The sequence below is a fragment of the Mesorhizobium sp. CA15 genome (genome assembly GCF_020165215.1).
GTDB lineage: Bacteria > Pseudomonadota > Alphaproteobacteria > Rhizobiales > Rhizobiaceae > Mesorhizobium.
Genome location: NZ_JAIUHQ010000007.1, coordinates 111,392 through 124,233 on the forward strand (window position 1 = coordinate 111,392; position 12,842 = coordinate 124,233).

A 12,842-nucleotide genomic window follows, 5' to 3' on the forward strand; every position below is an offset into this window, starting at 1 on the left:
CGTGGCGCTGGCAAGACGGCGCGCCGACCGCCGCATCGACTATTGGCCGGGCTTTGTCGACGCTTTGTCGACGCTGCTGCTGGCGATCATGTTCCTGCTTACCGTCTTCGTGCTGGCGCAGTTCCTGCTCAGCCGCGAGATCTCCGGCAAGGACGCGGTGCTGAACCGCCTCAACTCGCAGATCAACGAGCTGACCCAGCTGCTCGCCCTGGAACGCACGAACAGCCAGGACAAGGAGGATTCGCTCGCCAACCTGCAGGCGTCGCTGTCGGCGGCGCAAGCCGAAAAAAGCCGCCTCGAACAACTGCTGGCGCAGGGCGCCGGCGCCGGCGACGCGGCCAACAAACGAGCGGACCAGCTTTCGGGCGAGCTCAGCAACCAGCGCCAGATCAGCCAGCAGGCGTTGAGCCAGGTCGAGATCCTCAACCAGCAGATCGCGGCGCTGCGCAAGCAGATCGGCGCGCTGGAAGACGCGCTCAACGTCTCCGAGCAGCGCGACCGCGACTCCAACACCAAGATCGCCGATCTCGGCCGCCGCCTGAACGTCGCGCTGGCGCAGCGCGTGCAGGAGCTCAACCGCTACCGTTCCGACTTCTTCGGCCGGCTGCGCGAGATCCTCGCCGACCGCGAGAACATTCGTATCGTCGGCGACCGCTTCGTCTTCCAGTCGGAGGTGCTGTTCCCGACCGGCTCCGACGTGATCAACGACGCCGGCAAGGTCGAGATGAAGAAGCTCGCCGACGCCATCATCGAATTGCAGAAGGAAATCCCGCCCGAGATCAGCTGGGTGCTGCGCGTCGACGGCCATACCGACAACAAGCCGCTGTCCGGCACCGGTCGTTATCGCGACAATTGGGAATTGTCGACCGCCCGCGCCACCTCGGTGGTGAAGTTCCTGATCGAGAACGGCGTACCGGCCAACCGGCTGGTGGCCGCCGGCTTCGGCGAGTTCCAGCCGCTAGATCCCGCCGACACCGACGAGGCGCGCAGCAAGAACCGCCGCATTGAACTGAAGCTCACCGAACGGTGAGATATTATCACGCCAAGTCACAGGAAGTTGTTCGTCGGCTGAATACTTAGAGCGCCAAGTCGCCGCGACAAGCGCCGAAAACATTATCTTTTTTTAATTACACATCGCAAATCGACGCACCTAACTTGCCGCGCAGGGCCGGGGTCCGCCTGCGATGCCCCGCATCGCGACGCGACGGAACCGGACGGCCCGTAAGGTCGGAAGACGAAGCGGCGCGGCCGCTCTCTTCCTGGTAGGAGGATGCGCCGCCATGCGCGTTTCAACATCTCTCAAGACTGCAACCCTCGCTGCGGTTCTGATCGCGGCTCCGCTCGCCGGCGCCTATGCGGCCGGACATCACAGGGGCGGCGCCCTGGACACACCCGATCCGACCGTTATGACCGGACCACGCGTGACGAGCCTGATCGAGCAGATCCAGGGCGTGAACCAGGGCATCACCGACGCCCGCGAAATGAACAGCATCTCGGCCTCGGAAGCGCAGCACTTGCATATGCGCGCCGCGCATATCAGCCAGGCCGCGGAACATGTCGCGGCTTCGGATCACGGCAGGATACCGTCCGCGCAATACCATGAGCTGCTGCGCAGGCTCGACAATGTCGACCAGAGACTGATGAACGACACCGGCAGCAGCTTCATGATGGGCGACGGTTCCGACGGCGGGAATTACCCGAACGGCTAGAGCATTTGCTCCGATCGCAGAGGAAGGGACGACCTGGCGCCCGCGGGACCTGGCCCCGAGGGCGCCCTTTTTCGATCGCGCCCTGCTTCGATTACAGGCCGAGCCAAAGCGCGATGATGGCGAGCACCGCCGGCGCCGTCTGGATGAACAGGATCTTGCGGCTGACGGTCGCGGCGCCGTAGAGGCCGGCGATGGCGACGCAGAGCAGGAAGAACATCTTGATCTGGAACCCGCCGGCGCCGAGATAGAGGCCCCAGATCAGGCCCGCGGCGAGAAAGCCGTTATAGAGGCCTTGGTTGGCGGCAAGCACCTTCGAGGCGCTGGCGAATTCCGGCGTCAGCCTGAACGCCTTGCGGCCGCGCGGCGTATCCCACAGCACCATCTCCAGATAGACGATATAGCAGTGGATCAGCGCCACCAGCCCGACCAGGATATCGCCGACCATTGTCCCCTTCGTCCTTCGGACAAGCATTGACCACACGTCGACGCCGCCGCGCAAGATAGGCTGACCCTGCCTCGCCAACCAGGGTTGCCAAGCTTCGCGCCTTGGTATCTTTTCGCGCCAGCCCCTTTGCAGCCGGAACCAGCCATGTCCTTCCAGAAACTCGACCAACTCGGCCACAAGCTCGAAGCGCTGGAGCACGCCTTAGCCATTCTCGGCGCTGACGAAGCGACGCACATGGCGGTCGGCGGCGGCGAGAAGCGCGCCGAGGCGATGTCCTCGCTTGCCGGCATGCTGCACCGCCAGGCCACAGCGCCCGAAATCGGGGACTGGATTTCAGCGGCCGAAGCCGAGCCGCTCGGCGAAGAGCAGCAGGCGGCGGTGCGGGAACTGCGCCGCCAATATACCAACCTCACCTGTCTGCCGGTCGAATTCGTCGAGCGCCAGACGGTTGCGCGCATGCGCTCCGAGCAGCTTTGGCGCGACCTGCGCGCCAAGAACGACTGGGCCGGCTTCCTGCCGGCGCTGGAAGGCGTCGTGACCTTGGTGCGCGAGGAAGCGGCGCTGCGCGCCGACGCCCTCGGCTTAGCCCCCTATGACGCGCTGATGGAACAGTACGATCCCGGCAACCGCGCCGCCGACATCACGCCGGTGTTTGCCGAGCTGAAGGCCTTCCTGCGCGACTTCCTGCCGCATGCGCTGGCCGTGCAGGATGCCCGGCTGGCGAAGCACCCGCTGAAGCCGCTCTCCGGCAGCTACGCCATTGACCGGCAGCGCGAACTTGGCCTTGCCATGATGGCGGCCGTCGGCTTCGACCTCACCCACGGCTCGCTCTCGGTATCGCATCATCCCTTCTGCGGCGGCGTGCCGACCGACGTGCGCATCACCACCCGCTACAAGACCTCCGACTTCCTGTCGGCGCTGATGGGCGTGCTGCACGAGACCGGACACGCCCTCTACGAGCAGAACCTGCCGAAAGCCTGGTCGCACTGGCCGCTCGGCAAGGCGCGCGGCATGGCCGTGCATGAGAGCCAGAGCCTGTTTGTCGAAAAGCAGATCGGCCGCAACCCGGCCTTCTGGCGCTGGGCGCTGCCGGTGGTCGAGAAATATCTCGGCGAAGCCTGGTCGATCGACGACATCCTGCCGCATGTCCACCATGTCGAGCGCGGCCTGATCCGCGTCGACGCCGACGAAGTCACCTATCCGCTGCATGTCATCCTGCGCTATGAGCTCGAGCAGGAACTCGTATCCGGCCAGCTGGAGGTCGCCGACCTGCCCCAGGCCTGGGATGCCAAGATGCGCGATTATCTCGGGCTCTCGACCATCGATAATCCGGCTGACGGCCCGATGCAGGACGTGCATTGGCCGGGTGCCGCCTTCGGCTATTTCCCCTCCTATACGCTGGGCGCCATGATGGCCGCGCAGCAATGGGCGGCTCTGACAAGGGAGCATCCGTCCGCCGACCAGGATCTCGCCAAGGGCGATTTCACCGCCATCAACGAGTGGCGTCGCGCAAAGATCTGGTCGCAGGGCTCGCGCTGGTCGACGCCGGACCTGCTCAAGCGCGCCACTGGCGAGAAGCTCAACGCTTCCTATTTCACCGAACATCTGCGCAAGCGCTACGGGAACTGACCCGCGGCAGGTTGAAACCAGCTGGGTGCGGCGTGCCTACTCCGCCGCGCCTTTGAAGGCGCTGGCTCCGGTCTCGAACTGCAGCTTGGCGAGCCGCGTATAGATGCCGCCCTTGGCGACCAGGCTCTGATGCGTGCCTTCCTCGACGATGCGCCCGCCGTCCATGACCAGGATGCGGTCGGCCTTGAGCACGGTCGCCAGCCGGTGCGCGATGACGATGGTGGTGCGGCCGCGCATCAGCCGCTCCAGCGCTCTTTGCACCAGCGTCTCGCTCTCGGCGTCGAGCGCCGAGGTCGCTTCGTCGAGCAGAAGGATTGGCGCGTCGCGCAGGATGGCGCGGGCGATCGCGATGCGCTGGCGCTGCCCGCCGGACAGCGTCACGCCGCGCTCGCCGACCTGGCTGTCATAGTCCTTGTCGAGCCTGGCGATGAATTCGTCGGCAAGCGCTGCCTTGGCCGCGGCCTCGATCTCGGCACCGCTGGCGCCCTGCCTGCCGAAGCCGATATTGTCGCGGACGCTCGCCGCGAAGATGGTCACGTCCTGTGGCACGATCGCGGTGCGTTGGCGGATCGCGGCCGGATCGGCCTCGCGCACGTCGACGCCGTCAATGACGACGCGGCCGGTCTCGGGATCGTAGAAGCGCAGGATCAGTGAGAAGACAGTGCTTTTTCCCGCACCCGAAGGCCCGACGATCGCCACTGTCTCGCCTGGCTTCACCTGGAAGCTCAATCCATGCACCGCAGCGCGGTCCGGCCGCGCCGGATAGGAGAAGGACACGTCGTCGAAGCTGATCGCGCCCTTGGCCGTTGCCGGCAAGGGAAGCGGATCGACCGGCGGCCGGATCGCCGGCGTCTCTGCCAGGATCTCCGTCAGCCGCTCGGCGGCACCCGCCGCCTGCGACAGCTCGCTCCAGACCTCCGACAGCGCGCCGAGCGCGCCGGCGGCAAACACCGAATAGAGCAGGAACTGGCCGAGCGTGCCCGGCGACAGCGTGCCGGCAAGCACGTCGCGCGAACCGAACCACAACACCGCGACCACCGAGGAGAAGATCATGAAGATGGCGAAGAAGGTGAGGAATGAGCGCGCGAACACCGATGCGCGCGCCGCCTCGAAGGCGGCGTCGACAGCGTCCGCAAAGCGGCCGGTGACGAGCTTTTCGTTGGTGAAGGCCTGCAGCGTGCGCACCGCGCCGATCTGCTCACTGGCATAGGCGGTGGCTTCAGCGAGCGTGTCCTGCGCTTGCCGGGACTTGCGCCGCACCGAGCGGCCGAAGGCAACCAGCGGCAGCACGATCACCGGAATGGCTGCAATGACCAGGCCGGAAAGTTTCGGGCTCGTGACCACCATCATCGCCACCGCGCCGAGGCCGAGGATGAGATTGCGCAACGCGACCGAGGCGGTTGCGCCGACCGCCGACTTCACCTGCGTGGTGTCGGCGGCAAGCCGCGACACGATCTCGCCCGAATGCGCGCGATCGAAAAACGCCGGCGACAGCGTGGTGACATGCGAAAAGACGTCGCGGCGAATGTCGGCCACGACCCGCTCGCCGAGCGTGATGACGAAATAGTAGCGGCTGGCCGAAGCGGCAGCCAGCAAAGCCGCCATCAGAACCAGCGCCGCGAAATATTCCGCGATGAAGGTGGAGCTAGCGGCCTGGAAACCATGGTCGATCATGCGCCGCACGGCCATCGGCAGGGCAAGCGTCGTCACTGCCGCCACGATCAGCGAGATGACGGCGCCTATTACCAGCTTCCGGTAGCGGGTAACGTACGGAAAGAGGCTGCGGAGCGGCCGGACCGAGCGTCTGCGCTCGCTTGCGCTGCCACCGATTTCCGCCATGAGCGTTTCCTCTGGCCGCTTGGCGGGACCGCGCTTCAATATGCGCCCGCCGCGGCCTTGTGATTCAATTCCGGCTGATGTATAGGCTCGCCGACCGTTTTAGAAGCCGTGGCTTTTCATTAGCTGCGGCTTCGAGTTTTAAAAAGGGGCGCATCGACGCAGGCCTTCAGGCCCGTTGCCAGCGCCGGCAGCCAGGAAACACGACAATGAAGGCCGATATCCATCCCGACTACCACACCATCAAGGTCGTCATGACCGATGGCACCGAATACCAGACCCGTTCGACCTGGGGCAAGGAAGGCGATACGATGAACCTCGACATCGACCCGACCACGCACCCGGCCTGGACCGGCGGCCAGCAGACCCTGCTCGACCGCGGCGGCCGCCTGTCGAAATTCAAGAAGCGTTTTGAAGGTTTCGGCCTCTAAGCCGCATACATCGGCAGATTTCGAGAAACCCGCCTTCGAGGCGGGTTTTTTGTTGCCAGTTTCGTCCTTCTCCCCGTTCTACGGGGAGGGGGTGCCCGAAGGGCGAATGAGGGGCAGCGCCGGCGCTTGAAAGTTCAAGGTTCCTCGCCCCACGAAGTGGGGAGAGGTGGCTCGGCGAAGCCGAGACGGAGAGGGGAGCGCCCTACGAGGCCCCCGCTCCGTCCGCTTCGCGGACACCTCTCCCCCGCCCCCTGGCGGGGGCGAGGAACCCAAGCCTTGCGACGCTGCGGATATCGTTCCTACCCGCCCACCAATTCCCTCAGCGCCATTCGCTTGTAGGCCTCAACCAGCCTGTCGCCCTCCTCCCGATCGACCGAGATCGCCAGCCGCACCGCGGCCTCGCCCATCTGCCAGACGAGAAACGCGGCCGTCTCTAATTCGATCGGATCGGCATCGGGGCGAATCCGCTTCAGCACCGCGAGCAGGAAATCGGCATTGGCGCGACTGTCGGCGAGCTCCAGTTCGCGCAGCGCCTTGTCGGCTTGCGTGCCCGACCAGATGTCGCGCATCACCGGCTCGGCCAGGAACAGCCGGTAATAGATATCGACCAGCTCCGAAAACGACCTGCACAGGCCTTCAGCATCGCTGACATCCTTCAGCGCCGCGGAAATACAGGCCTGGCTTTCGGCCGTGTAGCGCTCGGCCAGCGCCCAGACCATCGCTCGCTTGTCCGGGAAGAACTGGTAGAGCGAGCCGATCGACACCCCCGCCCGTTCCGCCACCTCGCCCATGCGCATCGCATCGCTGCCTTGCTCGGCAATCAAGGCCGAGGCGGCGGCAAGCATGCGCTCGACCCGCTCGCGGCTGCGCTGCTGGCTCGGCGACCGGCGCGGCGCAGCAATGTCCGCCTGGTTTGGCCTCGCGGCGGTGTTCTCATCCATGGCTCTCTCCTTGGGTGATTTCTCGGAAACCGGCTTGACTCACAAAATACGAGGGTTTATCACGTTTTGCAAATGTGAGGATTACTCGCATTTAGGAATCGAGCAGAACCCGGCATCTGGAGCAACTGAGATGATGAAACTTCTTCCTACCCTTACCTTTGTCGCCGCGATCGGCTCCGGCGTCGTCGGCGGCGTCTTCTTTGCCTTCTCGAATTTCGTCATGGCAGCACTTGCCCGGCTGCCCGTCCCAAGCGGCATCGCGGCGATGAATTCGATCAACGTCACGGTGATCACGCCGACCTTCATGACGGCGCTGTTCGGCACCGGCCTCATCTGCCTCGTGCTGATTGCCGGCGTTTTCTTCGGCTGGAGCCAGTCCGGCTCCTACTGGCTGCTTGCCGGTGCCGTGATCTATTTCGTCGGCAATCCGATCGTGACCATGGTCTTCAACGTGCCGCTCAATGACGCCTTAGCCGCCGTCGATCCTGCCAGCGCCAACGGCGCCGCCGTGTGGGCAAACCACCTGAGCGAGTGGGTGATGTGGAATCACGTCCGCACCGTCACCGCGATCGTCGCGATGGCTTGCTTCATCATGGCATTGATCTGAAAACGGCAGCCCGCGAATGCAACCCCCGAAGGCTGCGTCCAACTTTCGGGGAGTTCGTCAGGCGGGGTCTTTCTTGCGATCCTTGTGATCGGCGTGGCCGAGGTCGCGGTCGGGATCGATGACATCGCGAACCAGCTGCTTGAGCCTTGCCGCGTCCGGAAAACCGCCGTCGCGCTTGCGCTCCCAGATAAGCACGTCGTTGCAGGAAATGGTGAAGATGCCGCCGGTGCCCGGCACCAGCGTCACTTCGCCGAGATCGGTGCCGAAGGTCGAGAGCAGCTCCTGCGCCATCCAGCCGGCCCGCAACAACCACTGGCACTGCGTGCAATAGGTGATGCGGATGATGGGCAGCGGCTTCTCGCTCATATCGTCTCGCGTGGCCGGTCAGGCCGCGCTGAGCTTGGCCATCGTCTCGTCGTCGACCTCGAAATTGGCGTAGACGCTCTGCACGTCGTCATCGTCCTCGAGGGTGGCGACCAGCTTCATCAGCGACTGCGCCCGCTCTTCGTCGACCGGGACGTTGTTCTGCGGCTGCCAGATCGGCTTCACCGATTCCGCCTCGCCGAGCGCGGCCTCGAGCGACTTCGAAACGTCGCCGAGATTCTCGAAGGCGCAATAGATGGTGTGGCCTTCCTCGTCCGATTCCACGTCATCGGCGCCGGCCTCGATCGCTGCTTCCATCACCTTGTCGGCGCTGCCGGCCGAGGCCGGATAATAGATCTCGCCGACACGGTTCCACATGAACGACACCGAGCCGGTTTCGCCGAGCGCCCCGCCGGCCTTGGTGAAGGCGCCGCGCACATTGGAGGCCGAGCGGTTGCGGTTGTCGGTCAGCACTTCCACGATCAGCGCCACGCCGCCGGGGCCGTAGCCCTCATAGCGCACGGCCTCGTAATTTTCGGCGTCGCCTGCGGAAGCCTTGTTGATGGCGCGCTGGATGTTGTCCTTCGGCATCGACACCGCCTTGGCGTTCTGCACGGCCAGGCGAAGCCGCGGATTCATCGATACATCGGGCGTCCCGGCCTTGGCGGCGACGGTGATCTCGCGCGCCAGCTTGGAAAACATTTTCGACCGCACCGCGTCCTGACGGCCCTTGCGGTGCATGATGTTCTTGAACTGCGAATGGCCAGCCATGGCACCCCTGTCGTGTTCGGCTAGAGCACCGCGGCGCCAAGCGAGATCGCTCGCCATCCGCAAAATGCTCGAATTCAAATTTTCAGAACGCCCCGGGCATGCCTGCGAAGGCGCGCGGCGCTCTTTGTCGGAATGGCCGGCTTATAGATAAATCGGCTCAATTCGTCCAGACGCACCCGTCATGCCAACGCCGAAGAGGGCCGTTCACCCCTCCAGATCGGACTTCAGCCGATCGAGAATGCTGATGGCGTGGCCGGCATACTGGCTGATCCAGCGGTCGTGGATCTGTTTGATCGGCAAGGCATTGAGGTGGTTCCAGCGTTCGCGCCCCTCACGCTTCGCCACCACCAGATCGGCCTCCTCCAGCACTTTCAGGTGCATCATCACCGTGCAGCGGTCCATGTCCGGGAACGCCTCGCACAGCGCGCCGGTGGTCTGCGGCTGATCCTTCAGGCGATCCAGCAATTCGCGCCGGCGCGCATGCGCCAAGGCCTTGAAAACATGGTCGTCGGAGGTTTGGCTTGACATGTTATATTTCTATAACATATCGTTTCAAGCAGCAAGGAAGGAGCTGTGGATATGTCCCTTGGTTTCAGGATTTCCGGACGCATCGGCAGACCGGTCGGCGAGGTCTTCGATGCCGTCGTGAACCCGACAAAGCTCAGCGGCTATTTCACCACCATCGGCGGCGCTTCGGCGCCGCTTGTGTCGGGCACCACCGTCACCTGGTGGAAGTCTGTACCGGTCGAAGTCGACGAGGTGACGAAGGACAAGCGCATCGTGCTGCGCTGGGACGCCACCGATGACGATGGAAAGCCCGCCTACAAGACCCGCATCGAGATGAATTTCGAGCCGCTTGAGGACGGCGGCACCTTCGTCACCATCGCTGAAGAAGGTTGGCACGAAGGCGAGGCCGGCCTGAAGAAATCCTACCTCAACTGCGAGGGCTGGTCGCAGATGCTGGCCTGCATGAAGGCCTATCTCGAATATGGCATCAATCTGCGCGACGGCTATTACCGCAGCGAGCTGCGCGGCGAGCCGGCCAACGAGACCAACATCTGAGCCCGACATTCAGGTCCCGATATTCGGCAGGAGGAGGTCGCCCGATGACGAAAGCAACGCCATTCCTGATGTTCGAGGGAAAGGCCGAGGAGGCCATGACCCTCTATTGCGAGACCATTCCGGAGAGCCGTGTGCTCGACATCACGCGCTATGGCTCGGGCGAGGACGGGACGGAAGGAACGCTCAAGCTGGCGCGCGCATTGATCGGCGGCGTCGAGGTCAGGATATACAACAGCCCCGTCCACCACGCCTTTACCTTCACGCCGTCCTTTTCCTTCTTTGTCGACTGCTCGTCCGAAGAGGAGCTCGAGCGGATCGTCGGCGTTCTTTCCAAGGACGGCGGCTTCCTGATGCCGACCGGCAATTATGGTTTCAGCCAGCGTTTCGCCTGGCTCAACGACCGCTTCGGCGTCTCCTGGCAGATCAACCTGCCGTAACGACATCCAACGCAACCGAGAGGATCGGCAATGGACACCGAGATCACAGGCGGCATCAACATCGCCATGAAGGTGCCGTCGCACCAATACGAGGCAACGATCGCCTTCTATCGCGATGTTGTGGGGTTGAAGCCGTTTACGGCGAAGGCGCCGGCGATCGGTTTCGAACTTGGTCCCAATCGCCTCTGGATCGACGAGGCGCCGATGATGAGCCAGGCTGAAATCTGGCTGGAGCTTTTCACACCGGACTTCAAGAGCGCGGCCTCCCATCTTGCAAAGGCCGGTGTCGTGCGCTGCGACGCAATAGAACCTCTGGGTGAAGGCTTTCGTGGCGGCTGGATCACCAGCCCGGCCAACATCATTCACCTCGTGCGGGAGCCAGACGCCTGGTGAATCCCGCCGGAAAGGAGAACCGTATGGAGCTCGGAGAATCTCCCATCGCCGAAACCGCCATGCTGATCCGTCGGCCGGTCGCCGAGGTGTTCGAAGCGATCATCGATCCGACGGTCACCACGAAATTCTGGTTTACGCATTCCAGCGGTCGCCTGAATGAGGGCAAGCTGGTCGAATGGGAATGGAGCATGTATGGCGTCTCGACCAAGGTCGAGGTGAGCGAGATCGTCCCCAACGAGAAGATCGTCATGCAGTGGAGCGATCCGCCGACCACCGTCGTCTGGACATTCACCGAGATGCCGAATGAAGCGACCTTCCTCGAAATCCGCAATTTCGGCTTCGCCGGTTCCGCCGATGAGCAGGTGAAGCAGGCTGTCGAATCCACCGGCGGCTTCGCGCTGGTGCTTGCCGGCGCCAAGGCCTGGCTGGAACAGGGCCTGACGCTCGGCTTGATCGGCGACCGTCACCCGAAGGGTGTTTCGGCCTAGCGGCTCACCGGCGCGGTGGCGAGCCTCAGTGCCCCTCCCCCGACCCCTGCCTCTTACGCCGTCGCGCCAGCATGTTGAGGCCTTCGACCAGCGCGGAAAAGCCCATGGCGGCGTAGATGTATCCCTTGGGCACATGATACCCCATGCCGTCGGCGATCAGCGTCATGCCGATCATCAAAAGGAAGCCGAGCGCCAGAATAACGATAGAGGGGTTCCTGGCGATGAAATTGGCAAGCGGCGTCGCCGCCAGCATCATCGCGCTCACCGCCACGATTACCGCGATATACATGATGGCGATCTCGTCGGTCATGCCGACGGCAGTGATGATGGAATCGATCGAGAACACGAGGTCGAGCAGGAGGATCTGGAAGATCGCTCCGGCAAGGCTCATCTGCAGCGTGCCGCCGACCATCGTGTCCTGATGATCCTGCGGGTCGACCGTGTGATGGATTTCCTTGGTCGCCTTCCAGACCAGGAACAGGCCGCCGGCGATCAGGATCAGGTCGCGCCAGGAAAAGCCGTGGCCGAGGGCGGTGAACACCGGCGTCGTCAATTGCACGATGATCGAGATCGTGGCGAGCAGGATCAGTCGCATGATCAGCGCCGCCGAAATGCCCAGCCGGCGGGCGCGGACGCGCTGCGCCTCCGGCAGCTTGTTGGTCAGGATCGAGATGAAGATCAGATTGTCGATGCCGAGCACAATCTCGAGCACCACCAGGGTCAAAAGCGCGACCCATGCGGTCGGATCGGAAACAAAATGAAAGTGCGGCGCCAGAAATTCGACAAGCTGCATGAAGGTCGTCCCCTCTACGATCTAGAGCAGTTTTCGCGGGTTTCGTCGCCAGTTAGGTATTGATCTCGCTTATATCAATGTCACGACCAGAAGGACGGAGCCGTCTCTTCCAGCCGCGGCCCGCGACGAAACGGCGCGATTTTTTCGGCAAGCCCGGTGCGGTCCGAAATATCGACGCCGACGCCGCAGAGCGTCGCGGGCCCTGAGGAGGCCTCGAAACGGCCCTTCGGCACCTTGGAAAGGAACCGGTTCAGCGGCTCTTCCTTGTCCATGCCGAGCGAGGAATCATAATCGCCGCACATGCCGGCGTCTGAAATATAGGCGGTGCCGCCATTGAGGATCTGATGGTCGGCGGTCGGCTGATGCGTATGCGTGCCGACCACCAGGCTGGCGCGACCATCAACGAAATGCGCGAAGCACATCTTCTCCGAGGTCGCCTCGGCGTGGAAATCGATGATGGCCGCATCGGCCTGCTCGCCGAGCGGGCAGGCGGCAAGCTCACGCTCGCCGGCCTGGAAAGGGTCGTCGAGCTCGGGATGCATGAAGACGCGGCCCATGATGTTGGCGACCAGCACGCGCGCGCCATTGCGGGCGATGTAGACGCCCGAGCCGCGGCCCGGCGTGCCCCTGGGAAAATTGGAGGGACGCAGGAAGCGCTCCTCGCGCGGCGCGAAGATCAGCGCATCGCGCTGATCCCAGACATGGTTGCCGGTGGTGACGACATCCGCGCCGGCCGCGAGCGTCTCGCGAAAGATCTCTTCGGTGATGCCGAAGCCGCCGGCCGCGTTCTCGCCATTGACGATGACGAAGTCCAGCTTGAAGTCGGAAATCAGCCCCGGCAGCTGCTCCCAGACTGCCGTGCGCCCCGTTTTGCCAACCATGTCGCCGAGAAAGAGAAGTCTCATATTATCCCGAGCCGAAGTCTGCCAAGCTGCAT

17 protein-coding genes are annotated in these 12,842 nt (G+C 63.7%); 9 read left to right on the plus strand and 8 right to left on the minus strand.

Features of this window, described 5'->3' with window-relative positions; all coding sequences use genetic code 11:
• Window position 1: 1 nt before the first annotated feature.
• Both LB515_RS14400 and LB515_RS14405 read left to right on the plus strand, forming a co-directional pair.
• Window positions 2-1,030, plus strand: a complete 1,029-nt coding sequence (locus tag LB515_RS14400; RefSeq protein ID WP_140841706.1) for a peptidoglycan -binding protein — start codon at window positions 2-4, stop codon at window positions 1,028-1,030.
• Window positions 1,031-1,280: 250 nt separating this feature from the next.
• Entirely contained in the window at window positions 1,281-1,709 is a 429-nt protein-coding gene (locus LB515_RS14405; RefSeq protein ID WP_224602197.1) for a hypothetical protein, read from the plus strand.
• Window positions 1,710-1,800: 91 nt separating this feature from the next.
• Here LB515_RS14405 and LB515_RS14410 read toward each other — a convergent pair whose 3' ends face one another.
• Window positions 1,801-2,154 carry a DUF1304 domain-containing protein gene (locus LB515_RS14410; protein WP_224549261.1) on the minus strand — a complete coding sequence of 118 codons (354 nt, stop codon included), beginning with the start codon at window positions 2,152-2,154 and terminating at the stop codon, window positions 1,801-1,803.
• Window positions 2,155-2,298: 144 nt separating this feature from the next.
• Here LB515_RS14410 and LB515_RS14415 point away from each other — a divergent pair, with 144 nt between their 5' ends.
• Entirely contained in the window at window positions 2,299-3,783 is a 1,485-nt protein-coding gene (locus tag LB515_RS14415; RefSeq protein WP_224708106.1) for a carboxypeptidase M32, read from the plus strand.
• A 36-nt stretch (window positions 3,784-3,819) separates the two neighbouring features.
• Here LB515_RS14415 and LB515_RS14420 read toward each other — a convergent pair whose 3' ends face one another.
• Window positions 3,820-5,622 (minus strand): ABC transporter transmembrane domain-containing protein, encoded by a 1,803-nt coding sequence (locus tag LB515_RS14420; protein ID WP_224708107.1) that lies wholly within the window; start codon window positions 5,620-5,622, stop codon window positions 3,820-3,822.
• Window positions 5,623-5,828: 206 nt separating this feature from the next.
• Here LB515_RS14420 and rpmE point away from each other — a divergent pair, with 206 nt between their 5' ends.
• Entirely contained in the window at window positions 5,829-6,050 is a 222-nt protein-coding gene (gene rpmE / locus LB515_RS14425) for a 50S ribosomal protein L31 (protein WP_027166741.1), read from the plus strand.
• A gap of 299 nt (window positions 6,051-6,349) precedes the next feature.
• On the opposite strand, the gene LB515_RS14430 is transcribed toward rpmE, so the two are convergent.
• Window positions 6,350-6,991, minus strand: coding sequence for a TetR/AcrR family transcriptional regulator (locus LB515_RS14430; protein WP_224708108.1), 642 nt, complete (start codon window positions 6,989-6,991; stop codon window positions 6,350-6,352).
• A gap of 130 nt (window positions 6,992-7,121) precedes the next feature.
• Here LB515_RS14430 and LB515_RS14435 point away from each other — a divergent pair, with 130 nt between their 5' ends.
• A complete protein-coding gene (locus tag LB515_RS14435) occupies window positions 7,122-7,598 on the plus strand; it encodes a DUF1772 domain-containing protein (protein ID WP_140841718.1) in 477 nt (158 codons plus the stop codon).
• 57 nt (window positions 7,599-7,655) lie between these two features.
• On the opposite strand, the gene LB515_RS14440 is transcribed toward LB515_RS14435, so the two are convergent.
• The 3 genes from LB515_RS14440 to LB515_RS14450 form a co-directional block, all read right to left on the minus strand.
• On the minus strand, window positions 7,656-7,964 hold the full coding sequence (locus LB515_RS14440; RefSeq protein WP_224708109.1) for a SelT/SelW/SelH family protein: 309 nt from the start codon (window positions 7,962-7,964) through the stop codon (window positions 7,656-7,658).
• A gap of 18 nt (window positions 7,965-7,982) precedes the next feature.
• On the minus strand, window positions 7,983-8,732 hold the full coding sequence (locus tag LB515_RS14445) for a YebC/PmpR family DNA-binding transcriptional regulator (RefSeq protein ID WP_224708110.1): 750 nt from the start codon (window positions 8,730-8,732) through the stop codon (window positions 7,983-7,985).
• A gap of 204 nt (window positions 8,733-8,936) precedes the next feature.
• Window positions 8,937-9,260 carry an ArsR/SmtB family transcription factor gene (locus tag LB515_RS14450; RefSeq protein WP_224583708.1) on the minus strand — a complete coding sequence of 108 codons (324 nt, stop codon included), beginning with the start codon at window positions 9,258-9,260 and terminating at the stop codon, window positions 8,937-8,939.
• Between the two features lie 51 nt (window positions 9,261-9,311).
• Here LB515_RS14450 and LB515_RS14455 point away from each other — a divergent pair, with 51 nt between their 5' ends.
• The 4 genes from LB515_RS14455 to LB515_RS14470 are packed head-to-tail and all read left to right on the plus strand — an operon-like array spanning window position 9,312 to window position 11,112.
• On the plus strand, window positions 9,312-9,794 hold the full coding sequence (locus LB515_RS14455; protein WP_140841726.1) for an SRPBCC domain-containing protein: 483 nt from the start codon (window positions 9,312-9,314) through the stop codon (window positions 9,792-9,794).
• A 44-nt stretch (window positions 9,795-9,838) separates the two neighbouring features.
• Window positions 9,839-10,231 (plus strand): VOC family protein, encoded by a 393-nt coding sequence (locus LB515_RS14460; RefSeq protein ID WP_140841728.1) that lies wholly within the window; start codon window positions 9,839-9,841, stop codon window positions 10,229-10,231.
• A gap of 30 nt (window positions 10,232-10,261) precedes the next feature.
• The gene (locus LB515_RS14465; RefSeq protein WP_140841730.1) at window positions 10,262-10,624 is read left to right on the plus strand and encodes a VOC family protein; all 363 of its coding nucleotides are present in this window, start codon (window positions 10,262-10,264) and stop codon (window positions 10,622-10,624) included.
• A 23-nt stretch (window positions 10,625-10,647) separates the two neighbouring features.
• The gene (locus LB515_RS14470) at window positions 10,648-11,112 is read left to right on the plus strand and encodes an SRPBCC family protein (RefSeq protein ID WP_224708111.1); all 465 of its coding nucleotides are present in this window, start codon (window positions 10,648-10,650) and stop codon (window positions 11,110-11,112) included.
• A gap of 25 nt (window positions 11,113-11,137) precedes the next feature.
• Here the strand turns inward: LB515_RS14470 and LB515_RS14475 are convergent, their stop codons facing one another.
• Both LB515_RS14475 and LB515_RS14480 read right to left on the minus strand, forming a co-directional pair.
• The gene (locus LB515_RS14475; protein ID WP_140841734.1) at window positions 11,138-11,905 is read right to left on the minus strand and encodes a TerC family protein; all 768 of its coding nucleotides are present in this window, start codon (window positions 11,903-11,905) and stop codon (window positions 11,138-11,140) included.
• A gap of 80 nt (window positions 11,906-11,985) precedes the next feature.
• Window positions 11,986-12,810 (minus strand): YmdB family metallophosphoesterase, encoded by an 825-nt coding sequence (locus LB515_RS14480; RefSeq protein WP_095767248.1) that lies wholly within the window; start codon window positions 12,808-12,810, stop codon window positions 11,986-11,988.
• Between the last annotated feature and the right edge of the window lie 32 nt (window positions 12,811-12,842).